The 23066-nt window shown below is 73.3% G+C and carries 23 protein-coding genes and 1 tRNA gene; 23 read left to right on the top strand and 1 reads right to left on the bottom strand.

All coding sequences use genetic code 11. The features are described from left to right. Positions 1-36: 36 nt before the first annotated feature. The 13 genes from V2J52_RS12910 (at position 37) to pth (ending at position 11484) form a co-directional block, all read left to right on the top strand. Positions 37-2265 carry an MMPL family transporter gene (locus tag V2J52_RS12910; RefSeq protein WP_331228136.1) on the top strand — a complete coding sequence of 743 codons (2229 nt, stop codon included), beginning with the start codon at positions 37-39 and terminating at the stop codon, positions 2263-2265. Then, complete coding sequence (locus tag V2J52_RS12905; protein WP_331228135.1) at positions 2262-3041, top strand: TspO-related membrane protein; 780 nt, start codon at positions 2262-2264, stop codon at positions 3039-3041. The genes V2J52_RS12910 and V2J52_RS12905 overlap by 4 nt, the downstream gene beginning before the upstream one ends. Positions 3042-3088: 47 nt before the next feature. Next, the gene (locus V2J52_RS12900; protein WP_331228134.1) at positions 3089-4135 is read left to right on the top strand and encodes a polyprenyl synthetase family protein; all 1047 of its coding nucleotides are present in this window, start codon (positions 3089-3091) and stop codon (positions 4133-4135) included. Next, entirely contained in the window at positions 4132-4995 is an 864-nt protein-coding gene (locus V2J52_RS12895; protein ID WP_331228133.1) for a phytoene/squalene synthase family protein, read from the top strand. The genes V2J52_RS12900 and V2J52_RS12895 overlap by 4 nt, the downstream gene beginning before the upstream one ends. Further along, positions 4992-6551 carry a phytoene desaturase family protein gene (gene crtI, locus V2J52_RS12890; protein ID WP_331228132.1) on the top strand — a complete coding sequence of 520 codons (1560 nt, stop codon included), beginning with the start codon at positions 4992-4994 and terminating at the stop codon, positions 6549-6551. Before V2J52_RS12895 ends, crtI begins: the two co-directional genes overlap by 4 nt. Beyond that, positions 6548-6889, top strand: coding sequence for a lycopene cyclase domain-containing protein (locus tag V2J52_RS12885; protein ID WP_331228131.1), 342 nt, complete (start codon positions 6548-6550; stop codon positions 6887-6889). Before crtI ends, V2J52_RS12885 begins: the two co-directional genes overlap by 4 nt. Then, complete coding sequence (locus tag V2J52_RS12880) at positions 6886-7203, top strand: lycopene cyclase domain-containing protein (RefSeq protein WP_331228130.1); 318 nt, start codon at positions 6886-6888, stop codon at positions 7201-7203. The genes V2J52_RS12885 and V2J52_RS12880 overlap by 4 nt, the downstream gene beginning before the upstream one ends. Further along, complete coding sequence (locus V2J52_RS12875; protein ID WP_331228129.1) at positions 7200-8081, top strand: prenyltransferase; 882 nt, start codon at positions 7200-7202, stop codon at positions 8079-8081. Before V2J52_RS12880 ends, V2J52_RS12875 begins: the two co-directional genes overlap by 4 nt. Beyond that, positions 8081-8692: a DUF2238 domain-containing protein gene (locus tag V2J52_RS12870; protein WP_331228128.1), complete on the top strand. Its 612-nt coding sequence runs from the start codon at positions 8081-8083 to the stop codon at positions 8690-8692. Before V2J52_RS12875 ends, V2J52_RS12870 begins: the two co-directional genes overlap by 1 nt. After that, the gene (locus tag V2J52_RS12865; protein ID WP_331228127.1) at positions 8689-9507 is read left to right on the top strand and encodes a glycosyltransferase family 2 protein; all 819 of its coding nucleotides are present in this window, start codon (positions 8689-8691) and stop codon (positions 9505-9507) included. The genes V2J52_RS12870 and V2J52_RS12865 overlap by 4 nt, the downstream gene beginning before the upstream one ends. After that, positions 9504-9992 carry a pyrimidine dimer DNA glycosylase/endonuclease V gene (locus tag V2J52_RS12860; RefSeq protein WP_331228126.1) on the top strand — a complete coding sequence of 163 codons (489 nt, stop codon included), beginning with the start codon at positions 9504-9506 and terminating at the stop codon, positions 9990-9992. Before V2J52_RS12865 ends, V2J52_RS12860 begins: the two co-directional genes overlap by 4 nt. A gap of 155 nt (positions 9993-10147) precedes the next feature. Continuing rightward, positions 10148-10780 (top strand): 50S ribosomal protein L25/general stress protein Ctc, encoded by a 633-nt coding sequence (locus V2J52_RS12855; RefSeq protein ID WP_331228125.1) that lies wholly within the window; start codon positions 10148-10150, stop codon positions 10778-10780. A 104-nt stretch (positions 10781-10884) separates the two neighbouring features. After that, positions 10885-11484: an aminoacyl-tRNA hydrolase gene (gene pth, locus V2J52_RS12850; protein ID WP_331228124.1), complete on the top strand. Its 600-nt coding sequence runs from the start codon at positions 10885-10887 to the stop codon at positions 11482-11484. Between the two features lie 3 nt (positions 11485-11487). Here pth and V2J52_RS12845 read toward each other — a convergent pair whose 3' ends face one another. Continuing rightward, complete coding sequence (locus V2J52_RS12845; RefSeq protein ID WP_331228123.1) at positions 11488-12108, bottom strand: L-threonylcarbamoyladenylate synthase; 621 nt, start codon at positions 12106-12108, stop codon at positions 11488-11490. A gap of 161 nt (positions 12109-12269) precedes the next feature. Here V2J52_RS12845 and mfd point away from each other — a divergent pair, with 161 nt between their 5' ends. The 10 genes from mfd (at position 12270) to V2J52_RS12795 (ending at position 22945) form a co-directional block, all read left to right on the top strand. Beyond that, positions 12270-15953 carry a transcription-repair coupling factor gene (gene mfd / locus V2J52_RS12840; protein WP_331228122.1) on the top strand — a complete coding sequence of 1228 codons (3684 nt, stop codon included), beginning with the start codon at positions 12270-12272 and terminating at the stop codon, positions 15951-15953. Between the two features lie 119 nt (positions 15954-16072). Continuing rightward, positions 16073-16228, top strand: coding sequence for a hypothetical protein (locus V2J52_RS12835; protein WP_331228121.1), 156 nt, complete (start codon positions 16073-16075; stop codon positions 16226-16228). A gap of 82 nt (positions 16229-16310) precedes the next feature. After that, positions 16311-16874, top strand: a complete 564-nt coding sequence (locus V2J52_RS12830) for a hypothetical protein (RefSeq protein ID WP_331228120.1) — start codon at positions 16311-16313, stop codon at positions 16872-16874. A 253-nt stretch (positions 16875-17127) separates the two neighbouring features. Continuing rightward, on the top strand, positions 17128-18408 hold the full coding sequence (gene eno, locus V2J52_RS12825) for a phosphopyruvate hydratase (protein WP_331228119.1): 1281 nt from the start codon (positions 17128-17130) through the stop codon (positions 18406-18408). A 146-nt stretch (positions 18409-18554) separates the two neighbouring features. Then, complete coding sequence (locus V2J52_RS12820) at positions 18555-19241, top strand: FtsB family cell division protein (RefSeq protein WP_331228118.1); 687 nt, start codon at positions 18555-18557, stop codon at positions 19239-19241. A 59-nt stretch (positions 19242-19300) separates the two neighbouring features. Further along, positions 19301-19903: a DUF501 domain-containing protein gene (locus V2J52_RS12815; protein ID WP_491062185.1), complete on the top strand. Its 603-nt coding sequence runs from the start codon at positions 19301-19303 to the stop codon at positions 19901-19903. Then, complete coding sequence (locus tag V2J52_RS12810) at positions 19900-20832, top strand: Ppx/GppA phosphatase family protein (RefSeq protein ID WP_331228117.1); 933 nt, start codon at positions 19900-19902, stop codon at positions 20830-20832. Before V2J52_RS12815 ends, V2J52_RS12810 begins: the two co-directional genes overlap by 4 nt. A 67-nt stretch (positions 20833-20899) precedes the next feature. Continuing rightward, a complete protein-coding gene (locus tag V2J52_RS12805; protein ID WP_331228116.1) occupies positions 20900-22003 on the top strand; it encodes a bifunctional 2-methylcitrate synthase/citrate synthase in 1104 nt (367 codons plus the stop codon). Next, complete coding sequence (locus tag V2J52_RS12800; RefSeq protein WP_331228115.1) at positions 22000-22839, top strand: uracil-DNA glycosylase; 840 nt, start codon at positions 22000-22002, stop codon at positions 22837-22839. Before V2J52_RS12805 ends, V2J52_RS12800 begins: the two co-directional genes overlap by 4 nt. A gap of 32 nt (positions 22840-22871) precedes the next feature. Further along, positions 22872-22945 (top strand) — tRNA-Leu (locus tag V2J52_RS12795). Positions 22946-23066 lie beyond the last annotated feature (121 nt).

The following is a 23066-nucleotide window of genomic DNA, read 5'->3' as shown; positions in this document are numbered from 1 at the left end:
TTGCGAGGTTGGGCGAGAGCAGGCATATTCCTCAACGTGCTTAGTATCAAGTCGGGTTCCGAACGTCGCAGCCAGCCTACCGGCGCGTCGCGCGGTGGGGCGATCGGGCGGGCGCTGCTGCTGCTCGCCGTGCTGGCGGCGTGGCTGGGGGTGGCCGCTTTCGGCGGGATGGCGCAGGGATCGCTCTCCGAGGTGCAGGAGAACGACCCGGCCGCGTTCCTGCCGTCGAGCGCGGAGTCCACCCGCGCCGACGAGCTCGCCGCTGGGTTCACCGACAGCCAGTCGCTGCCGGCGCTCATCGTCCTCGAGCCGGCCGGCGGCGGCGAGGTGAGCCCCGAGCAGATCGGTGCCGCCGAGGAGCTGGCTGCCCAGATCCCGCAGCACCCGCTGCCCGGCGGTCAGGTTATCGGCGACGTCCTCGCCGGCCCGGTCGTCGTCGTGCCCGCAGAGGACGGCGCGGCACTCATGCTCCCGGTGCCGGTCGATGCCGAGCTCGCCAACGAGCCACTCGGCGACACCGGCGAGCGCACCGTCAACGCCGTCGTCGACGAGCTGCGCACCCTCAGCGCCAACACGCTGCCCGGCGCCGAGCTCACCGGCTGGGTGACCGGCCCGGCCGGCTTCGTCGCCGACCTCGTCAACGCGTTCGCGGGCATCGACGGCGTGCTGCTGCTGGTCGCGCTCGTCGTCGTCCTCGTCATCCTCGTCCTCGTCTACCGCTCGCCGATCCTGCCCTTCACCGTGCTGCTGACCTCGGTGTTCGCGCTCTGCGCGGCCGCCCTCGTGGTCAAGCCGCTCGCCGGCAACGGCACGCTGCTGCTCAACGGGCAGAGCCAGGGGATCTTGTCGATCCTCGTCATCGGCGCCGCGACCGACTACTCGCTGCTGCTCGTCGCGCGCTACCGCGAGGAGCTCACCCGCCACGCCGAGCCGGTCGACGCGATGCGGGCTGCGTGGCGCGCCTCGGTCGAGCCGATCCTCGCCAGCGCCGGCACCGTCATCGTCGGCCTGCTCTGCCTGCTGCTCTCCGACCTCGGCTCCAACGCCAGCCTCGGCCCGGTCGGTGCCATCGGGATCGCCTCGGCGGTGCTCGCCGCGCTGACGCTCCTGCCGGCGCTGCTGCTCGTCGCCGGGCGGCGCTCCCGGGTGCTCTTCTGGCCGCGCCGGCCGGACCACGCCCCCGAGGCGGCCGCCGGCTCGGATCCCGTCACCACCGGGTTGTGGGGCCGGGTCGCCGGCCTCGTCGGCCGCCGGCCGCGCGCGGTGTGGGTGACCGTGGCGGTCGTCCTCGTCGGGCTCGCGGCGTTCCTGCCCACGCTGCAGGCGGACGGCACCGGCGAGACCGAGGTGTTCCTCGGCGACGTCGAGTCCGTCGCCGGCGAAGAGGTCCTGGTCGAGCACTTCGACGCCGGCCAGGTCCAGCCCATCGTCGTCATCACCGCGGAGGGTGAGGCCGACGCCGTCCTCGACGCCGTGCTCGAGGTGGACGGGATCCTCGACGGGCAGATCACCGCCGACCAGGAGTCCGGGCAGCCGGTCGTCGTCGACGGCCTGGTCCAGATCGAGGCCACGACGAGCGACCCCAGCGAGAGCCAGCAGGCCACCGTCACCGCCGCCGAGGTGCGTGACGCCGTGCACGCCGCGGACAGTGAAGCGCTGGTCGGGGGCGCCGCGGCGCAGCGGCTCGACACCCAGGAGACCGCCCGCGCCGACCTGCTGACCATCGTGCCGGTCGTCCTCGTCGTCATCTTCCTTATGCTCGTCCTGCTGCTGCGGGCGATCGTCGCGCCGCTGGTCATCCTCGCGGTCAACGTGCTGTCCTTCGCGGCGACCATGGGGCTGTCGGCGATCTTCTTCAACCACGTCCTCGGCTTCCCGGGCGCCGACGCGACCGTGCCGCTGTTCGGCTTCGTGTTCCTCGTCGCGCTGAGCATCGACTACTCGATCTTCCTGATGACCCGGGTGCGGGAGGAGTCCCTGCGCCACGGCACCAGGTCGGGGGTGCTGCGTGGCCTCGCGGTCACCGGCGGGGTCATCACCTCGGCGGGGCTGGTGCTCGCCGCGACCTTCGGCGCGCTCGTCGTCATCCCGCTGCTGTTCCTCGCACAGCTCGCCTTCATCGTCGCCGTCGGTGTCCTCCTCGACACCTTCGTCGTGCGGAGCCTGCTGGTGCCTGGGATGGTCTACGACATCGGCAGACGGGTGTGGTGGCCCTGGCAGACGCGGATACCCGACGACGGGAAGAGCGGCAGGCACAGCAAATGACGACGGATCGACGGGCGTCCCTCGTGCGACGCCTCGCGGTGACGATCAGCTTCGTCGGCTGCGTGCTCGGCTCGATGGTCGGGGTCGGTGTCTTCGGCGGCACCCCCATCGCCGAGGCCGCCGACGGGCTGCTCGCCGCCGACGCCACCCACCTCGCCCCCGGCTCCGGCGCCTTCTCGGTGTGGACCGTCATCTACATCGGGCTGGGCGCCTACACCCTGTGGCAGTGGTGGGACCCGGCCGACCACCGCCGCATCGGCTGGCTCGTCGTCGCCTCGCTGCTCCTCAACGCCGGCTGGATCCTGGTGGTCCAGGCCGGCCAGGTGTGGGGGAGCGTCGCCGTCATCGTCGTGCTCCTCGCGGTGCTCGCGACGATCTTCCGTCGGCTGCTCGCCCGCCCGCCCCGCAGCCGGGTCGAGACGGTCGTCGCGGACGGCACGCTGGGCCTCTACCTCGGCTGGGTGTCGGTGGCCACCTGCGCCAACCTCGCGGCCGCGCTCGCCGGCAGCGGCGTCACCGGCGGCGGTCGGCCCGCGTGGTGGGCGGCCGCGGTGCTCGCCGTCGTCGCGGTCCTCGGGGTGGCGCTCGCGCGCGCCGGGCGGGGCCGGCTGGCCCCGGCCGCGACGCTGGTGTGGGGACTGTCCTGGATCGCCGTCGCCCGCACCAGCGGCGACCTGATCTCCACCACCACCGCTGTCGCCGCCGGCATCGCCGCCGCGATCGTCGCGGTGGCCACCATGGTCTACCGGTTCCGCGGCACCCGAGGCGCGACCTGATGGAGTCGATCAGCGACGTGGGCGCGCCCGTCCGAGCGTCCCGGCCCATGCTGCGTGACGTTCGCGAGGCCGGGCTCGAGCGCACCGAGGCCGCGCTCGCCCGCTTCTTCGCCGCCGGCGACCGGCAGATCTCCAGCGCCGACCACCGGCGGCTGTGGACGGTGCTGCAGGAGTCGACGGCCGGGGGCAAGCGGTTCCGCCCGGCGCTGTTCCACAGCGTGTACCTCGCGCTGGGCGGCCGGGACACCGACGTCGCCGCCGAGGTAGCCGCCGCCCTCGAGCTGCTCCACACCGCGCTCGTCGTCCACGACGACGTCATCGACGGCGACACCGTGCGCCGCGGCCGCCCTAACGTGTCGGGCACCTTCGCTGCCGACGCCCGCGGGTGGGGGACCGCTGAGGACCGGGCGGCGCACTACGGGGACACTGCGGCGATCCTCGCTGGGGACCTGGCGCTCGCCGGGGCGGTGCGTACCGTCGCGCTGTGCGGGGCACCGGCGCCGGTCGTCCGCCGGCTCCTCGACGTCCTCGACGACGCGATCCACCGGACGGCTGCCGGTGAGCTCACCGACGTCCGGCTGAGCATCGTCGGGGGTGACGACATCGCCGAGACCATCGCCATGGAGCAGCAGAAGACAGCCGTCTACTCCTTCGAGCTGCCGCTGCGGCTCGCCGCCGTGCTCGCCGGCACCGAACCGGCGGAGGAGGCCGCGCTCGGCAACTTCGCCCGGCTCATCGGCGTCGCCTACCAGCTCGGCGACGACCTCGACGGCATGTTCGGCGACCAGACGACGACCGGCAAGAGCACGTTGTCCGACCTCCGTGGCGGCAAGACCACGCCGTTGATCAGCTACGCCCGCACCACCGCGGCCTGGCCGGCGATCAGCCCGTACCTGCACGCCGGCACCGTCGACGAGGAGGACGTCGCCCGGGTGCGCGACCTCCTCGAGCTGTGCGGGGCGCGCGCGTTCGTCGCGGACCTCGTGCAGGAGATGGCCGCCTCCGCCCGCAACGCGGTCGCCCACCTGGCGATCGCCCCGCTGCTCGAGGACTGGGTGCACGCCGTGGTCGCCTGCCGGGAGGGCGCGAGGTGAGCCTCGACCGGCGCTCGCCCGTCTCCCGCTACGACGCCGTGGCCGCCGCCAGCTCCGCCGTCGTCATCGGCTCCTACTCCACCTCTTTCGGGTGGGCCTGCCGGCTGCTGCCGGAGCCCGACCGGGCGCACGTGCGCAACATCTACGCCCTCGTCCGGCTCGCCGACGAGATCGTCGACGATCTCGACCCGTCCTGGCCGGTCGCCGACCGTGCCGAGATGCTCGATGCGCTCGAGGCGGAGACCCACCGCGCCGCGCGTACCGGGCGCAGCGCCAACCTGGTTGTCCACGCCTTCGCCGGCACCGCACGGGAGCACGGGATCACCGCCGAGCTCATCGCGCCCTTCTTCGCCTCGATGCGGGCCGACCTGTCGGTCACCGACCACGACGAGACCAGCCTCGCGGAGTACGTCCACGGTTCCGCGGAGGTCGTCGGGCTGATGTGCCTGCGGGTGTTCCTCCGCCGGGACGAGGACACCTACGCCCGGCTGGCCCCCGGGGCCGCTCGGCTCGGCGCGGCCTTCCAGAAGGTCAACTTCCTCCGCGACCTCGCCGAGGACCGCGACGCCCTGGGCAGGACATACTTCTCCGGCCTCGACCCTGCCACCTTCGGCGACAGCCACCGCGACCTCCTGCTCGACGACATCGACGCCGACCTCGCCGCCGCCGAGCAGGCGCTGCTCGAGCTGCCGGCCGGTGCCCGCCGGGCGGTGCGCGCGGCCCATCTGCTGTTCGCCGAGCTGTCCCGACGGCTACGGAGCACCCCTGCGGCCGAGATCCGCAGCTCCCGGGTGCGGGTGCCCGACACTGTCAAGGCGCGGCTCGTGCTGCGTGCCACGCTCTCCGGCGGGCGCCGATGACCCGGCCACCCACCGCCGTGGTCGTCGGCGGCGGCATCGCGGGGCTCGCCAGCGCCGCACTGCTCGCCCAGGACGGCTACGACGTCGAGCTGCTCGAGCGCGGGCCGGCGCTCGGCGGACGCGCCGGCAGCTGGCACGCCGACGGCTTCCGGTTCGACACCGGGCCCTCGTGGTACCTCATGCCCGAGGTCTTCGACCGCTTCTTCCGGCTGCTCGGCAGCTCGGCGGACGAGGCGCTCGAGCTGAGCACCCTCGACCCCGCCTACCGGGTGTTCTTCGAGGGCGACGCCGAGCCGCTCGACGTGCTGGCGAGCACCGCGGCGAACATCGCCACCTTCGAGCGGGTCGAGCCCGGCGCCGGAAAGCGGCTCGAGGCGTACCTGGAGAGCGCCAGCGACACGTACGACATGGCGCTCGAGCACTTTCTGTACACCAGTTTCACCTCGGTGCGGGAGCTGGCCACCCCGGCGGTCGCCCGCCGGGCCCACCAGCTGCTGCCGCTGCTGCTGCGCTCGCTGCGGTCGCACGTCGCCGCGCGCTTCTCCGACCACCGGTTGCGCCAGGTCCTCGGCTATCCCGCGGTGTTCCTCGGTTCCTCGCCGGAACGCACGCCGAGCATGTACCACCTGATGAGCTCCCTCGACCTCACCGGCGGCGTGCGCTACCCGGCCGGCGGCTTCGCCCGGCTGATCGAGGCGATCGCCGACCTCGCCCGGCAGGCCGGCGCCACGCTGCGCACCGGTGCCACCGCCACCGCGATCGTCACCGAGCCGGTCGCCGGCCGCGGCCGCCGGCGGGCCCGCGCCACCGGGGTGCGGTACCGCGACGCCGGCGGGCACGAGCAGCTGTTGCGGGCGGACGTCGTCGTCGGGGCGACCGACCTCCACCACATCGAGCACCAGCTGCTGCCGGCCGGGCTGCGCGACCACTCCGAGCGCTGGTGGCGGCGCAGCGACCCCGGGCCGGCAGGGGTGCTGGTCTACCTCGGCGTCACCGGCCGGCTGCCGCAGCTGGCCCACCACTCGCTGTTCTTCACCCGGGACTGGGACACCAGCTTCCGCGACATCCGCACCGGCCGCGTCCCTCGGCCGGCCTCGGCGTACGTCTGCACGCCGTCACGCACCGACCCCACGGTGGCGCCCGACGACGACGAGAACGTCTTCATCCTGGTGCCCGTCCCGGCGGACGTCGGGCTCGGTCGCGGCGGCGTCGACGGCGCCGGCTCGCCGGCGGTGGAGGAGATCGCCGACGCCGCGATCGACCAGCTCGCGCGGTGGGCGGACGTCCCAGACCTGCGCGACCGGATCCGGGTCCGGCGCACCGTCGGCCCGGCCGACTTCGCCGCGGACCTGGGCGCCTGGCAGGGCAGCATGCTCGGCCCCGCGCACACGCTGCGGCAGAGCGCGTTCTTCCGCGCCGGCAACGCCGCCCGGCGGGTGGCCGGCCTCTACTACGCCGGGGCGAGCACCATCCCGGGGATCGGCCTACCGATGTGCCTCATCAGCGCCGAGATCCTGTGCGACCGGCTGCGCGCGGAGCGAGGGGGGTCCCGATGATCGCGCTTGCCTACCTCGCCGCGCTGCTCGGGGCGACCGGCTGCATGGCGCTGCTCGACCGACGCTTCGCGCTGGTGCTGTGGCACGACGTCAGGCGAGCGCTGATCGTGCTCGTCGTCGGCGTCGCGTTCTTCCTGCTGTGGGACGTCGCCGCGATCGCCGCCGGCTTCTACCACCGCGGTGAGAGCGAGGCGATGACCGGGATCATGCTGGCGCCCGAGCTGCCGCTCGAGGAGCTCGTCTTCGTCACCTTCCTCTGCTACCTCACCCTCGTCCTCCACGCCCTGCTGGCCCGGGTCCTCGTCCGTCCGCGAGCACCGCGAGAGGAGGCCCGATGAGCTACCTCGGCCTCGCGCTGGCCTTCCTGCTCCCCAGTGCTCTCGTCAGCGTGGTCGCCGCCCGCCGGGCCCGTGGCCGGTGGTGGCTGACGACTGCGCTCACCCTCGCCGTGCTGCTGGTGCTCACCGTGGTCTTCGACTCGGTGATGATCTGGGCGGACCTGTTCCGCTACGACGAGTCCCAGCTCGCCGGCGTCACGCTGCTGCTCGCGCCGGTCGAGGACCTCGCCTGGCCGCTCGCTGCGGGCCTGCTGCTGCCGGCGCTGTGGGAGATCCTGGGACGACGGTCGTCGGTCGAGGAGGAGCAGCGTTGAGCGTGACCGCTGTGCCCGGGGCAGTTCGACAGCTCGTTGGCGCGTCCCGCCCGGTGAGCTGGATCAACACCGCCTACCCGTTCGCCGCTGCCTACCTGATGACCGGCGGCGGGGTCGACCTGCCGCTCGTGGTCGGTGCGCTGTACTTCCTCATCCCGTACAACCTGCTGATGTACGGGATCAACGACGTCTTCGACTACGAGTCCGACCTGCGCAACCCGCGCAAGGGCGGCATCGAGGGCGTCGTCCTCAACCGGCGCTGGCACCGGCTGACGATCGTGGCAGCGGTGGTGAGCAACGTCCCGTTCCTCCTCGTGCTGCTGGCGTGGGGCAGCGTCGCCTCGGCGCTGGTGCTCGCGGTGAGCGTGTTCGCGGTGGTCGCGTACTCCGCGCCTGGGCTGCGGTTCAAGGAGCGGCCGGGCCTGGACTCGCTGACCTCGAGCACCCACTTCGTCAGTCCCGCGGTGTTCGGCCTGGCGCTCGCCGGTGGCGAGCTCACCGGGACGGCCGTCGTCGCGCTGGTCGCGTTCTTCCTCTGGGGCGTGGCCTCGCAGGCGTTCGGCGCGGTGCAGGACGTCGTCGCGGACCGGGAGGGCCGGATCGGCTCGATCGCCACCGCGCTCGGCGCTGCCCGGACGGTGCGGCTGGCCATGGTCCTCTACGCCGCGGCCGGCCTCGTGCTGCTCACCGCCGGCTGGCCGGTGATGCTCGCCGCCGTGCTCGCGGTGCCCTACCTGGTGAGCATCGCCCCGTTCCGCTCGATGACGGACGCCGCCTGCGAGAGCGCCAACGCCGGTTGGCGCCGGTTCCTCTGGCTCAACCTCGTCACCGGCTTCCTCGTCACGCAGCTGTTCATCTGGATCGCGTGGCGGGGCTGATGGGGCAGCAGCGCGACACCGACCGGCCCGCCGCGCCGGCCCGCGCCGCGCTGCGGCTGCTCGCGGTCCACGGCCCGACCGGGCGGCGGGCGGCCGCGCAGGTCGTCGCGGGCGCCGCCGTCGTCAGTGTGCTCGTCAGCCCGCTGCTCGACCCGGTCGCCGTCGCGGTGCTCCTGCTCGTCCTCGGCGGGATCACCCTGCTGCGTGTGCTCGCGGTGCCGGCCGGCCTGCAGGCCCTCACCGGCGGCGCCCTGCTCGCCGCCGCCTGGGCGAGCGTGCTGCAGGTCTACGAGCGGGTGTGGTGGGCGGATATCGCCGCGCACCTTGCCGTCATCGCGGTGCTCGCCGCGTCCGCCGGCACCCTCATGGCCCGCGGCGGCCTGATGCGCTCGGCGCGCAGCAGGGCCGGGTGGTGGGGTGTCATCGTGACGACGACCGCCGTCGGGACCACGCTCGCAGTGGTCTGGGAGATCGCCGAGTGGTGGGGCCACTCCTACGTCGACCCGACCGTCGAGATCGCGCCGGGCGACACCGTCGGCGACCTCGCCGCCGGGATCGTCGGCGCGGCGGTGGCCGGCGTCGTCCTGGCTCGCCGCGGGGCCGATCGATGACGGACAGCGCCGGTGCCGTGGACAACTCTGCTGTCGGCGACAAGTCTGCTGTCGGCGAGAGGTCTGTTGTGGAGGGCGGGGGGTTGACGGTCAGCGTGGTCATCCCGGCACGGAACGACGCGGCGGCGCTGGACCGCTGCCTTGCCGCGCTCGGCTGGCAGACGGTCGCGCCGCTGGAGGTCGTCGTCGTCGACAACGCCTCGACCGACGCGACCGCAGCCGTTGCCCGCAGGCACGGGGCCCGGGTGGTGACCGAGACCAGGGTCGGGATCCCGATGGCGGCCGCCGCGGGCTACGACGCCGCCGGTGGCGAGGTCATCGCCCGGCTCGACGCCGACTCGGTGCCCGGTGCCGACTGGGTCGGGCGTATCACGACCGTGATGGCCGACTGCCGCTGGGATGCCGTCACCGGGGTCGGCCGCTTCTACGAGCTGCCACGCACCGGGGGAGCCGTGGCCGCGGTCTATCTCGGCGCCTACTACCTGCTGTGCCACGCGGCGCTGGGCCACCACGCGCTGTGGGGGTCGAGCATGGCGGTGCGCCGCAGCGCCTGGCTCGACGTCCGCGACGGCGTCCACGACGACGACGCCGAGCTGCACGACGACCTCGACCTCGCTTTTGCGCTCGGGCCCCGGTGCGCGATCCGGCTCGACCGGTCGCTGCGGGTGGGCGTGTCCGCCCGCAGCCTCGTCGGCGGGGCGCAGCTGCGCCGCCGCTTCCGCCGCGCGTTCCGCACCATCTCGGTCAACAGCGAGGTGCTGCCGCCGTGGCAGCGGTGGGCGGTCCGGCTGCGCCCGGAAAGACAGGCATCATGAGGATCTGGTCGCTGCGCCCGGACTACCTCGACCGGCAGGGGCTGATCGCGTGCTGGCGGGAGACGCTGCTGGCCCAGGCGGTGCTCGCCGGCCGTACCCGCGGCTACCGGGGCCACAGCCAGCTCCAGCGGCTCCGGGACTGCCCCGACCCGGTCGCCACCGTCGGTGCCTACCTCGTGGGGCTCCGCGAGGAGGCGACCGCCCGCGGCTACCGGTTCGACGCCACCCGCATCGACCAGCCGGCCGTGATCGAGCCTGCCGGCGTGGTGCTACCTGCGGCGGTGCCGCTCGACGACGCACCGGCCGCCGTCCCGCGGCTGACGGTCACCAGCGGGCAGGTCGACCACGAGTGGGGCCACCTGCTGGCCAAGCTCGCCGTCCGCAGCCCGGACCGTCACGCCGAGCTGCTCGGGGTGACCTCGGTCGCGGTCCACCCGCTCTTCGAGGTGGTGCCGGGGCCGGTCGCCTCCTGGGAGCGGGTCTGACGTTCGCGATGGTCGCCGACCTCGGCTAGCATGGGGCAGTTGCCTCGGCGAGGGCAGTCGGTGACCCCGGCTCCGTGATCGACGCGGTGGTGCTTCTCGGCGCCTCTGCTCGCGCCAGGCGCTGCCGCAGACCCGAAGCCCCAGAGGAGAACCCCGTGGCCGACAACTCCACGCTCACCGCCACCGTCCGCACCGAGTTCGGCAAGGGCGCCGCGCGCCGTACCCGCCGCGCCAGCCAGGTGCCCGCCGTGCTCTACGGCCACGGCACCGACCCCCGTCACCTGGCGCTGCCCGGGCACGACACTTTCCTCGCGCTGAAGGACAACCTCAACGCGCTCCTCACGCTCGACATCGAGGGCGAGGAGCAGCTCGCGCTGGCCAAGGACATCCAGCGCGACCCGGTCCGCCGCGACATCGTCCACCTCGACCTCGTGATCGTCCGCAAGGGCGAGAAGGTCACCGTCGACGTGCCGATCACCATCGTCGGCGAGTCCGGCCCGGGCACCATCCACCAGCTCGAGCTGCAGTACCTGACCGTCACGGTCCCGGCGACCAACATCCCCGAGCACATCGAGGTCAGCATCGAGGGCCTCGAGGACGGCGCGATCGTCCGCGTCTCCGACATCACGCGCCCCGAGGGTGCGGTCATCGAGGTCGACGAGGAGCACGAGGTCGTCATCATCTCCGTGCCGCGGGCGACCGCGGACGACCTCGCCGCCGACGAGGCAGCCGCCGAGGCGGGCGCCGAGGCCGGCACCGAGGGTGGCTCGGAGCCCACGGGCGCCTGATCTCCAGCACGTCCCCGCGTCGCGCCCAGGCTGTGCTCAGCCTGGGCNGCCCAGGCTGTGCTCAGCCTGGGCGCGACGTCGTCCCACGCCCCGAAGGAGGCAGCATGAGCAGCGGCACGTGGCTCGTCGTCGGACTCGGTAACCCGGGTGCGAAGTACGCCGGCAACCGGCACAACGTCGGCGCGATGGTCGTCGACACGCTGGCGCGCCGCGCCGGCACAGCGCTCACCAGCCACAAGGCCCGTGCCCACGCGGCGGACGTGCGCCTCGGCACCCTGCCGGGCGGACGCCCCGGCCCGCGGGTGGTGCTGGCGGTGCCCGGTGGCTACATGAACCTCTCGGGCGGTCCGGTGAATGCGCTGGCCGCCTTCTACGACCTCGAGCCGGACCGGATCCTCGTCGTCCACGACGAGCTCGACCTGCCCCCGCACCGGCTCCGCCTCAAGCGTGGCGGTGGCGAGGGCGGGCACAACGGGCTGCGGTCGATCTCGAGCGCGCTCGGCACCCGCGACTACGTGCGGCTGCGGGTCGGCATCGGGCGCCCGCCCGGGCGGATGGACGCCGCCGACTACGTGCTGCGCGACTTCGCCACCACCGAGCGGCCGGAGGTCCTCGTCACCCTGGAGGAGGCCGCCGACGCCGTCACCGACGTGGTGACCGAGGGCCTGGAGAGTGCGCAGCTGCGGCTGCACACCGAGGGCTGAGCGCTACTCGAACCTCGACGTGTCGCCGGCACCGGCGCGGCGGACCTCCGGGGCGCCGCCGGTGAGGTCGACGACGGTGGTCGGCTCGACCGATGCCACCGGCCCCTCGACGACGACGTCGACGGCGTGCCCGAGCTCCTCGTTGACCACCCAGCCCTCGGACATCGCCTCTTCCTCGTCGGGCCGGATGAGGGTGGAGGTGAGCATCGGCTCGCCGAGCTCGGCGAGGATCGCCAGCGCGATCCGGTGGTCCGGGATGCGTACGCCCACCGTGAGCTTCTTCGGGTGGAGCATCATCCGCGGCACCTCCTTCGTCGCGCTGACGATGAAGGTGTACGGACCGGGAGTCAGCGACTTCACCAGCCGGAAGCCCGAGTTGTTGAGGATGACGAAGCTGCCGGCCTGTGCCAGCGACGCGCACATGAGCGTGAAGTGGTGCTTGGCGTCGAGCCGTCGGATCGAGCGGATCCGTTCCAGCGCCTCCTTGCTGCCCATCCGGGCGCCGAGCGCGTACCCGGAGTCGGTCGGGTAGGCGATGAGGCCGCCGTCGCGCAGCGTGTCGGCAATCTGCGAGAGCCGGCGGGGCTGGGGGTCCTCTGGGTGCAGGTCGATGTAGCGGGCCATCAGTCCAGTGTGCCGCAGCGGCCGCCCGGCGTCCCGTCTTCGGTCGCCGCCACCGGCGCGGCGCCCGGGAGCGCGCACCGTCAGCCGCGCGACGTAGACTCACCCGGCACCCCGGATCCATCGGATCCGGGGCTTACGTGCTGCCCATCAGGCTAGGACCCATGAGACTCTCCGGACTCGTCGCCCCGCTGCTCACCGACCCCGCGTTCGCCGCTGCCGTCGCCGCTGCGCCTCAGCTCGGCGAACGCACGGTGAGCATGCCGCTGGGCACCCGCGCCCCGCTGGTGGCCGCCATCCTCGACGCGGTGAGCGACGCCGACGCCGCGGCCGGAACCGCCGCCCCGCGCCCGGTCGTCGTCGTCACCGCGACCGGCCGGGAGGCCGACGACGCTGCCGCGGCGCTGCGCGCGTTCCTGCCGGAGGACGACGTCGCGGTGCTGCCGGCGTGGGAGACGCTGCCGCACGAGCGGCTCTCGCCCCGTAGCGACACGGTGGCCCGGCGGATCGCCATCTTCCGCCGCCTCGCCCACCCCGGCGCCGGCCGCACCGGCGCGGTCCGGGCGCTCGTCGTCCCGGTGCGGGCACTGCTGCAGCCGGTGGTCGCCGGCCTCGGTGAGCTCGAGCCGGTCGCGCTCGACGTCGGGGACGAACGTGACCTCGAGCAGGTGGCCGCCGCGCTGGCGGGGGCCGCCTACACGCGGGTCGACATGGTCGAGCAGCGCGGCCAGTTCGCCGTCCGCGGTGGCATCCTCGACGTCTTCCCGCCGACGGAGAGCCACCCGATGCGGGTGGAGTTCTGGGGCGACACCGTCGAGGAGATCCGCTGGTTCGCCGTCGCCGACCAGCGCAGCCTGGAGAAGGCCGACCACGGCCTGTGGGCGCCGCCCGCCCGCGAGATCCTGCTGACCGACGAGGTGCGCGCCCGCGCCAGGGCGCTCGCCCCGCAGCTGCCCGCCGCCGCCGAGATGCTCGAGAAGCTGGCCGAGGGCATCGCCGTGGAAGGGATGGAGTCTCTCGCCCCCGCGCTCGTCGACCGGATGGAACCGGTGCTGTCGCTCGTGCCCGCCCGCAGCCTCGTGCTGCTCTCCGAGCCGGAGCGGGTCCGCCGCCGCGCGCACGACCTCGTCGCCACCACCGAGGAGTTCCTCGCCGCCGCGTGGGCCTCCGCCGCCGCCGGTGGCTCCACCCCGCTCGACCTCAGCTCGGCGTCCTTCGCCGGCCTCGAGGAGACCTACGAGCTCGCCGGTGAGCTGGGCCACGGCTGGTGGGGCCTGACGACCCTCTCCGCCGAGCTGCCGACCTCCCCGGAAGGCGACGCCAGCCCCCTCGTCGACGGCGCCGCATCCTCCCTCACCGACGGCGTCGCCCGCGCCGGGAGCGCCACCGAGGACGCCGCCCGCGCCGTCGCCGCCCGCGACGTCGACCCCTACCGCGGTGACGTCACCCGGGCGCTGGCCGAGCTGCGCGCGCTCACCAGCGACGGCTGGCGGCTGCTCATCACCACCCAGGGCCAGGGCCAGGCCCGCCGGATGGTCGAGCAGCTGACCGAGGCCGACGTCCCTGCCCGGCTGGTGGAGGACGTCCTCGACGAGCCGCCGGCCGCCGTCGTCCTCGTCGCCACCGCCTCGGTGCCGCGCGGCTTCGTCGCGCCCGACCTGCGCCTCGCGGTGGTCACGGAGTCCGACATCACCGGCCGCGGGGGCACCTCCACCCGTGACATGCGGCGGATGCCTTCCAAGCGGCGCGGTGTCGTCGACCCGCTCGCGCTGCGCGCCGGCGACTACGTCGTCCACGAGCAGCACGGCGTCGGCAAGTTCATCGAGCTCGTCCAGCGCACCGTCGGCACCGCGAAGAACGCGACCACCCGCGAGTACCTCGTCATCGAGTACGCCGCCTCGAAGCGGGGCCAGGCGGGCGACCGCCTCTACGTGCCGACCGACTCCCTCGACCAGGTGACGAAGTACTCCGGCGGGGAGGCCCCCTCGGTCAACCGGATGGGCGGCTCGGACTGGGCCAAGACCAAGGGCCGGGCCAAGAAGGCCGTCCGGGAGATCGCCGCCGAGCTCATCCGGCTCTACGCCGCGCGGGCCGCGACCAAGGGGCACGCCTTCGCCCCGGACACGCCCTGGCAGCGCGAGCTCGAGGACGCCTTCGCCCACATCGAGACGCCGGACCAGGTCGTGACGATCGACGAGGTCAAGGCCGACATGGAGAAGCAGATGCCGATGGACCGGCTGCTCTCCGGGGACGTCGGCTACGGCAAGACCGAGATCGCGGTCCGCGCCGCCTTCAAGGCGGTGCAGGACGGCAAGCAGGTCGCGGTGCTCGTGCCGACCACGCTCCTCGTCCAGCAGCACTACGACACCTTCTCCGAGCGGTACGCAGGCTTCCCGGTGACGGTCCGCTCGCTGTCGCGGTTCCAGACCGATGCCGAGGCCACCGAGGTGCGTGACGGTCTCACCAGCGGCAAGGTCGACGTCGTCATCGGCACCCACCGCCTGCTCACCGGCGAGATCCGTTTCAAGGACCTCGGCCTGGTGGTCATCGACGAGGAGCAGCGCTTCGGCGTCGAGCACAAGGAGACGCTCAAGCAGCTGCGTACCAACGTCGACGTGCTCGCGATGAGCGCCACCCCCATCCCGCGGACCCTGGAGATGGCGATCACCGGCATCCGGGAGATGTCCACGCTCGCGACGCCGCCGGAGGAGCGCCACCCGATCCTCACCTACGTCGGCCCGCACGAGGAGAAGCAGGTGGCTGCCGCGGTGCGCCGCGAGCTGCTGCGCGAGGGGCAGGTGTTCTACGTCCATAACCGGGTGTCCTCCATCCAGAAGACCGCCTCGCGGCTCGCTGAGCTGGTCCCCGAGGCGCGGATCGCCGTCGCCCACGGGCAGATGGGTGAGCACCAGCTCGAGCGCGTCATCCAGGACTTCTGGAACAAGGAGTTCGACATCCTCGTGTGCACGACGATCATCGAGACCGGGCTGGACATCTCCAACGCCAACACCCTCGTCGTCGAGCGGGCCGACACCTTCGGGCTCTCCCAGCTGCACCAGCTGCGCGGCCGCGTGGGGCGGGGCCGGGAGCGGGCCTACTCCTACTTCCTGTACCCGCCGGAGAAGCCGCTGACCGAGACGGCGCACGACCGGCTCGCGACCATCGCCTCGCACACCGAGCTCGGCTCCGGCATCCAGGTCGCGATGAAGGACCTGGAGATCCGCGGCGCCGGGAACCTGCTCGGCGGCGAGCAGTCCGGGCACATCGCCGGGGTCGGCTTCGACCTGTACATCCGGATGGTGGCCGGCGCCGTCGCGGAGTTCCGCGGCGAGAAGGAGGTCGAGAAGGCCGACGTCAAGATCGAGCTGCCGGTCGACGCGCACATCCCGCACGAGTACATCGGCCACGAGCGGCTGCGGCTGGAGGCCTACGCGAAGATCTCGGCGGCCGACGGCGACGAGGCGATCGACTCGGTGCGGGCCGAGCTCACCGACCGCTACGGCGCGGTGCCGGAGCCGGTCGAGCGGCTGTTCGCGGTCGCCGCGCTGCGCAGCCGGGCCCGCGCGGTCGGCCTCACCGACATCACCGCGCAGGGCAAGTACATGCGGTTCGCGCCGGTCGACCTGCCCGAGTCCGCCCAGCTGCGGCTCAAGCGGCTCTACCCGGGCACCGTGCTCAAGCCGGCGATCCGCACCGTGCTCGTGCCGTTCCCGATGACGGCGAAGGTCGCCGGCAAGCCGCTGCACGACGCCGCGCTGCTGGTGTGGGTCGGCGACCTCATCGACGCCGTGCTCCTCGGCTCGGTGACCGCGGCCGCCGGGGTGGCGACCTCGCCGGCAGCCGGCTGATCCCCGGGCGTGTCCACAGGTGCGGCCCACAGCCCTGTGGGGAGCTCGTCGCCCCCGGCGTGGCACGGGCGGCGATGTCAGTGGCGGGTGTGACAGTGGAAGGGACGGAAGGAGACATCATGAGCACCCTCACCACCGAGCGCCCCGTCACCGAGCACGCCCCGGACGTCGACCGTGACGGCCTCGAGGTCTACTGCGCCGAGGCGCAGGCCTGGGCGCGGACCCGCGACCTGTTCTGCGAGACCTGCGGCGCCACCGACCACGACCTGCGCTGAGGGACCGGCGCCGCGGTCTCTCCCGTACGATGGCCCGGATGCTCTGGCGGTGCGGTGCCGTCGGCACGAGGGAGGTTAGACGGTGACTTCGAGAAGGCTGACCCGCGGCATGGCCGCAGCCACGCTGGTGGCAGGACTCACGCTCGCGGGGTGCTCAGGAAACCCGGGGGCGGCCGCCGTCGTCGACGGGAACGAGGTCACCGAGAGCCAGCTCGCCGAGGCCGTCGCCGACTTCGCCGCGATCACCGGCCAGCCGGTCGAGCCGACCGCGATGCTCGGCACGCTCGTGGTCGGGCCGATCATCTTCGACGTCGCGCAGGAGTACGGCGTCGCAGCCTCCGACGAGGAGTCCGCCGCGCTGCTCGACCAGCAGATCGTTGCCAGCGGCACACCGTTGTTCGAGGAGCCCTACAGCGGTGGCGTGCTCGACGTCGCGCGGATCGCGATCGTCAACCAGACCCTCATGGCCAGCCCCGCCGGCGCCGAGGCGCAGGCCGCCATCGGTGAGCGGATCGCCACCGCCGACGTCGAGGTGAGCTCCCGCTACGGCGAGTTCGACCCGAGGGGCACCGTGGTGCCGACGCAGTTCGACTGGATCGCCGCGCCCCCCGCCCCCGAGCTCGAGGACTTCCAGCCCGTCGACTGACCCCGCCCGGCCCCCACCCTGCTCCCACCCTGGCCGCGACAGCGGGATTGTCCACGCGGCGGCGGCCCCACCGGCCCCCACCCTGGTCGCGACAGCGGGATTGTCCACGCGGCGGCCTCACCGACGGGCCGGACGTGACCCTCGCCACGTCCTGTTGCCCCGGTCATATCGCCTGCCGGAGGTCCCGTGTCGCTTCGGCGTCGGAGCACTATCGTGGACCCGAAAGCTCACCCGTCAATTGAAGGAGTCTTCTGTGGCCAGCATCGAGGCCGTAGGCGCCCGCGAGATTCTCGACTCGCGCGGCAACCCCACCGTGGAGGTCGAGGTCGCACTCGACGACGGCACCGTCGCCCGTGCCCAGGTCCCCTCGGGCGCGTCGACCGGCGCGTTCGAGGCCGTCGAGCGCCGTGATGGCGACAAGGGCCGCTACCTCGGCAAGGGCGTCCAGGACGCCGTCGACGCCGTCGTGGACACCATCGCTCCGGAGGTCCTCGGCATCGAGGCCAGCGAGCAGCGCATCATCGACCAGGTCCTCCTCGACCTGGACGGCACCCCGAACAAGGGCAAGCTCGGCGCCAACGCCATCCTCGGCGTCTCGCTGGCCGTCGCCCGCGCCGCCGCCGAGAGCGCCGGCCTGTCCCTCTTCCGCTACATCGGCGGCCCGAACGCGCACGTGCTGCCGGTGCCGATGATGAACATCCTCAACGGTGGCTCCCACGCGGACTCCAACGTCGACATCCAGGAGTTCATGATCGCGCCGGTCGGCGCCCCGACCTTCAAGGAGGCGCTGCGCTGGGGGGCCGAGGTCACCCACGTGCTCAAGGGCGTGCTCCAGGAGCGCGGCCTCAACACCGGCCTCGGCGACGAGGGCGGCTTCGCCCCCAACCTGCCGAGCAACCGCGACGCCCTCGACCTCATCCTCGAGGCCATCGAGAAGGCCGGCTTCACCCCGGGCAAGGACATCGCGCTCGCACTCGACGTCGCCGCCACCGAGTTCTTCGCCGACGGCGCGTACAACTTCGAGGGTCGGGCGGTGAGCCCGGACGAGATGATCGCGTACTACGCCAAGCTCGTCGAGGACTACCCGCTGATCTCCATCGAGGACCCGCTGTCGGAGGACGAGTGGGCCAGCTGGGCCACGCTCGTCGAGGCCGTCGGTGACAAGGTGCAGATCGTCGGCGACGACCTGTTCGTCACCAACCCCGAGCGCCTCGCCCGCGGCGTGGCCGAGCGCTCGGCCAACTCGCTGCTGGTCAAGGTCAACCAGATCGGCACGCTCACCGAGACCCTCGACGCCGTCTCGCTGGCGCAGCGCAGCGGCTTCACCGCGATGGTCTCGCACCGCTCGGGTGAGACCGAGGACACCACCATCGCCGACCTCGCGGTGGCCGTGAACGCCGGCCAGATCAAGACCGGCGCGCCGGTCCGTGGCGAGCGGGTCGCCAAGTACAACCAGCTGCTCCGCATCGAGGAAGAGCTCGACGACGCCGGTGTCTACGCCGGCCGCTCGGCCTTCCCGCGCACGCAGGCCTGAGGACGACCCCGCCGCCCGCGGCGGGACCGACCGGCCCGGCCCGAGACCACTCGGGGCCGGGCCGGTCGCATGTTCGGCATGGCTCGCATGACGACTCGCGCGAGGCGTTACCCGGTGCGCCGGTGGCGGTGAGAGACGATGAGCGCATGTCTGCCCGACGTCCGACCGGGCCTCGGGGCGCTCCCGGGGCGAACCGGCCGGCCGGTGCCACCACCCGCCCCGCGGGCGGCACCAGCCGTGCCGGAGGTGCCGCGCGCGCCGGCCGGTCGCCGGCTGCCCGCACGACGCCCGGCGGCTCGACCCGCCGGCCCCCGACGGCCCGCCCGGCCGCGACCAGACCGGCGGCCGCGCCGCCGACCAGCGGCCGCGGGCCCGTCGTCGACACCGCCGACGAGACGGCCGCGCCGACGATCACGCTGCGCGGCCTCGGGCTGTTCATCGTGCTGCTCGTCGCCTTCGTCGTCCTCGCCCCGACGCTGCGCCACGCCGTCGAGCAGCAGGAGCAGATGCGCCAGCTGAGCGCGAACATCGAGACCGAGCTGACCCGCAACGAGGCCCTCGAGCTCGAGCTCGAGCAGTGGCAGGACGAGACCTTCGTGCAGGCGCAGGCTCGCGACCGGCTCGGCTATGTCATGCCCGGCGAGCAGACCTACCGGGTGATCGACCCGGAGGTGGTCGTCGGAGAGGAGGCCGAAGAGGAGGTCGGGGCGATCGCGGCGATGCTCGACGCCCCCTGGTACGTGACCATCTGGGACTCGGTGACCATGGCGGGGGAGGCCGGCAGCGGGGACGACGCGACCGGGGACGGCCGCTCGACGAGGTCCGCCGGCTGAGCGTCGGGGATCACACCCAGGAGTTTCTCGGCGTGCGCCCGGTGGGGCACAATCGGCTGGTGCCTCACCGCCGGCCCGCCGCTGCCACTGATTCGCCGCTTCCCGTCGACCCCGGGCCCGGTCCGGGCGTCACCGACGCGGACCTGCGGACGCTCGCCGCTCAGCTCGGCCGGGTGCCGCGCGGCGTCGTCGAGATCGCGGCACGGTGCGTGTGCGGCCGGCCGCTGGTGGTGCGCACCGCGCCCCGCCTCGACGACGGCACGCCGTTCCCCACGAGCTTCTACCTCACCGCGCCGGCGGTCGTGCGGGCGGTGAGCACGCTGGAGGCCGACGGGGTGATGCGGGAGATGACCGAGCGGCTCGAGGCCGACCCGGACCTCGCCGACCGGTACCGCACCGCCCACGAGGACTACCTCGCCCGGCGCGCCGAGCTCGGCGACGTCCCCGAGATCGCCGGCACCTCCGCCGGCGGCATGCCGACCCGCGTCAAGTGCCTCCACGCGCTCGTCGGTCACGCGCTGGCCGTCGGGCCCGGCGTCAACCCGTTCGGTGACGAGGCGCTGGCGCTCATCGCGTCCCGGTGGCGGCCGGACCGCTGCGGCTGCACCGAGATCGACGGCCGCGAGGACGCCACCGGCCCTGCCACCGAGGACCCGCGATGACCCGCGTCGCCGCCATCGACTGCGGCACCAACTCGATCCGGCTGCTCATCGGCGACATCGACCGGTCGCGGCGCCTCACCGACGTCGTCCGCCGGATGGAGGTGGTCCGGCTCGGCCAGGGCGTGGACCGCACCGGGCTGCTCGACCCCGAGGCGCTGGAGCGCACGCTGCACGTCACCCGTGAGTACGCCGACGCCTGCCGGGAGCACGGCGTCGAGGTGATCCGCTTCGTGGCGACCTCGGCCACCCGCGACGCCGGCAACCGCCACACCTTCGTCTCCGGCGTCCGTAAGATCCTCGGCGTCGAGCCGGAAGTTATCAGCGGCCAGGAGGAAGCGGCGCTCTCCTTCGCCGGTGCGAGCAGCGTCGTCGAGCCGGAGGCGGCGCGGCCGCTGCTCGTCGTCGACATCGGCGGCGGCTCCACCGAGATCGTGCTCGGCAACGACGTGCCGATCGCCGCGGCCTCGATGGACATCGGCAGCGTCCGGCTCACCGAGCGTCACCTGCGGTCCGACCCGCCGGGGAGCAAGCGGTGCCGCGCGGCCCGGCACGACATCCGCGAAGGCCTCGACCGGATCGCCGAGGTGGTCCCGCTGGACCGGACGGCCACCGTCGTCGGCGTCGCCGGCTCGATCACCACCGTCACCGCCCACGCGCTGGGGCTCACCAGCTACGACCGAGACCGGATCGACGGCGCCCAGCTGCCGGTCGAGACCGTGCTCGCGTCGTGCGAGGCGCTGCTCACCGCCAAGCGCAAGGAGCGGGCCGCGATGGGGTTCATGCACCCCGGGCGGGTGGACGTCATCGGCGCCGGCGCGCTCATCTGGGCGGAGGTCATCGAGTACGTCCGGCGGCTCAGCGGTGACGTCACCACGGTGCGCACCAGCGAGCACGACATCCTCGACGGGATCGCACTGAGCATCAGCTGACCGCGGTCCACGTGTCCGCCGGCCCCACCCGCGCTAGGTTGGGGTGCCACGTGGGAACGGAGCGATGATGAGTTTTGTCGAGATCCGCAAGGGCCTGGTCGGCGTGGTCGCCGACACCACCGCCATCTCCAAGGTGGACCCGGAGAGCAACTCGCTGCTCTACCGCGGCTACCCGGTGCAGGAGCTGGCCGCCCGCTGCTCCTTCGAGGAGGTCGCCTACCTGCTGTGGCACGGGGAGCTGCCGACCGAGGAGCAGCGTGCCGCGCTCGCCGCCGAGGGCCGTGCGCAACGGGCGCTGGCCGACCCGGTGCGCCGGGCGATCGACCTCGTCCCGCTCACCGCCCACCCGATGGACACGCTGCGCACCGCGGTGAGCGTCATCGGGGCGACCGACCCGCGCGCCGCGGACCCGTCGGCGGACTATGCCAAGTCGGTGCGGCTGCTGAGCCAGGTGCCGGCGATCATCGCCTACGACCAGCGGCGACGGCGCGGGCAGGACCTCGTCGACCCGCGTCCCGATCTCGGCTACGTGGAGAACTTCCTCCACATGACCTTCGGCGAGGAGCCGCCGCCGGTGGTCGTCGACGCGTTCAGGGTTGCCCTCATCCTCTACGCCGAGCACTCCTTCAACGCCTCGACCTTCACCGCCCGGGTGATCACCTCGACGCAGTCCGACCTGTACTCGGCGGTGGTGGGCGCGATCGGGGCGCTCAAGGGGCCGTTGCACGGCGGGGCGAACGAGGCCGTCATGCAGGTGCTCGACGAGATCGGCAGCGCCGACCGCGCCGAGGAGTGGCTCGACCAGGCGCTGGCCGACGGGCGCAAGATCATGGGCTTCGGGCACCGCGTCTACAAGCGTGGTGACTCCCGGGTGCCGAGCATGAAGGCGGCGCTCGACCGGCTCGTCGCCCACCACGGCAGCCAAGAGCTCGCCGAGATGTACGACGCGCTGCAGGCGGCGATGCTCGACCGCAAGGACATCCACCCGAACCTCGACTACCCCTCGGGGCCGGCGTTCCACCTCATGGGGTTCGACACCCCGACGTTCACCCCGCTGTTCGTCGCCGCCCGGGTGGTCGGCTGGACGGCCCACGTGATGGAGCAGGCGGCCGACAACGCCCTCATCCGGCCGTTGAGCGACTACAGCGGCCCCGCCGAGCGTCACCTGTGAGCGTTGCCCCGGGCGCCGGCAGCTTCGTCCCGCCGGGCACCGGCTGGCCCGGCGACCAGGCCACCCCGCAGACGCCGGTGGCCCGGTCAGCCGCCGGCGTGCGCCGGCTGGCGGCCGGCAGTCCTGACCTCACCGTGCTCGATGCCCGGTCCACCGTGTGCCGCGCCTGCCCCCGGCTGGTCGCGTGGCGTGAACGCGCCGCCGTCGTCAAGCGACGCTCGTTCGCCGCGGAGACGTACTGGGGCCGACCGGCCGCCGGCTTCGGCGACCCCGCCGGGCACCTGCTGATCGTCGGGCTGGCCCCGGCCGCGCACGGTGCCAACCGCACCGGTCGGCTGTTCACCGGCGACCGCTCGGGGGACTGGATCTTCGCGGCGCTCCACCGGGCCGGCTACGCGAACCAGCCGGTGTCGGTGGCCGCGGACGACGGGTTGCGGCTCACCGGTGCCCGGATGGTCTCGGCGGTGCGCTGCGCGCCACCGGGCAACGCCCCCGAGCCGGCCGAGCGGGCCGCCTGCGCCGGCTGGCTCGAGCGGGAGATCACGCTGATGACACCGACGACGACGGCGATCCTTGCGCTGGGCGGTATCGCGTGGCAGGCGACGTTGCGGGCGCTGGCCGCTCTCGGCTGGCAGCTGCCGCGACCGCGGCCGGCCTTCGGTCACGGCGCGACGGCACGGGTGGTCACGCCGTCGGGCCGGGAGATCGTCGTCGTCGGCAGCTACCACGTGTCCCAGCAGAACACTTTCACCGGCCGGCTGACCGAGGCGATGCTCGACGACGTCCTCGCCCGCTGCCGGGAGACCGCGCGGCCCGATCCGCCGTCGCGTCCGTAGGATGGCTCCGCGCGGCCACGGCGGCCGTGCCTGCCCCCATAGCCCAATCGGCAGAGGCAACCGACTTAAAATCGGCTCAGTGCGGGTTCGAGTCCCGCTGGGGGTACCGGTGCGCGAGCGGTGCGAAGCTGTGATGTCACGCACCGCCTCGGTGCCGAGAACGGCGACAACCCGCGGGTTTGCTGCCGCACTGCGGACCTCCCTGGTGCGTTCTCGGCGGCCGCGGC

Origin of the sequence: Georgenia sunbinii, assembly GCF_036421875.1 — a bacterium.
GTDB lineage: Bacteria > Actinomycetota > Actinomycetes > Actinomycetales > Actinomycetaceae > Georgenia_B > Georgenia_B sunbinii.
This window is presented reverse-complemented; position numbering and strand designations above follow the sequence as displayed.

Coding starts and splice junctions, on each gene's coding strand:
- V2J52_RS12805 (WP_331228116.1), top strand. CDS start 20,900: ATGAGTTTTGTCGAGATCCGCAAGGGCCTGGTCGGCGTGGTCGCCGAC.
- crtI (WP_331228132.1), top strand. CDS start 4,992: ATGACCCGGCCACCCACCGCCGTGGTCGTCGGCGGCGGCATCGCGGGG.
- V2J52_RS12820 (WP_331228118.1), top strand. CDS start 18,555: ATGTCTGCCCGACGTCCGACCGGGCCTCGGGGCGCTCCCGGGGCGAAC.
- V2J52_RS12885 (WP_331228131.1), top strand. CDS start 6,548: ATGATCGCGCTTGCCTACCTCGCCGCGCTGCTCGGGGCGACCGGCTGC.
- V2J52_RS12880 (WP_331228130.1), top strand. CDS start 6,886: ATGAGCTACCTCGGCCTCGCGCTGGCCTTCCTGCTCCCCAGTGCTCTC.
- V2J52_RS12870 (WP_331228128.1), top strand. CDS start 8,081: ATGGGGCAGCAGCGCGACACCGACCGGCCCGCCGCGCCGGCCCGCGCC.
- mfd (WP_331228122.1), top strand. CDS start 12,270: ATGAGACTCTCCGGACTCGTCGCCCCGCTGCTCACCGACCCCGCGTTC.
- V2J52_RS12865 (WP_331228127.1), top strand. CDS start 8,689: ATGACGGACAGCGCCGGTGCCGTGGACAACTCTGCTGTCGGCGACAAG.
- V2J52_RS12900 (WP_331228134.1), top strand. CDS start 3,089: ATGCTGCGTGACGTTCGCGAGGCCGGGCTCGAGCGCACCGAGGCCGCG.
- V2J52_RS12845 (WP_331228123.1), bottom strand. CDS start 12,108: ATGGCCCGCTACATCGACCTGCACCCAGAGGACCCCCAGCCCCGCCGG.
- V2J52_RS12810 (WP_331228117.1), top strand. CDS start 19,900: ATGACCCGCGTCGCCGCCATCGACTGCGGCACCAACTCGATCCGGCTG.
- pth (WP_331228124.1), top strand. CDS start 10,885: ATGAGCAGCGGCACGTGGCTCGTCGTCGGACTCGGTAACCCGGGTGCG.
- V2J52_RS12835 (WP_331228121.1), top strand. CDS start 16,073: ATGAGCACCCTCACCACCGAGCGCCCCGTCACCGAGCACGCCCCGGAC.
- V2J52_RS12860 (WP_331228126.1), top strand. CDS start 9,504: ATGAGGATCTGGTCGCTGCGCCCGGACTACCTCGACCGGCAGGGGCTG.
- V2J52_RS12905 (WP_331228135.1), top strand. CDS start 2,262: ATGACGACGGATCGACGGGCGTCCCTCGTGCGACGCCTCGCGGTGACG.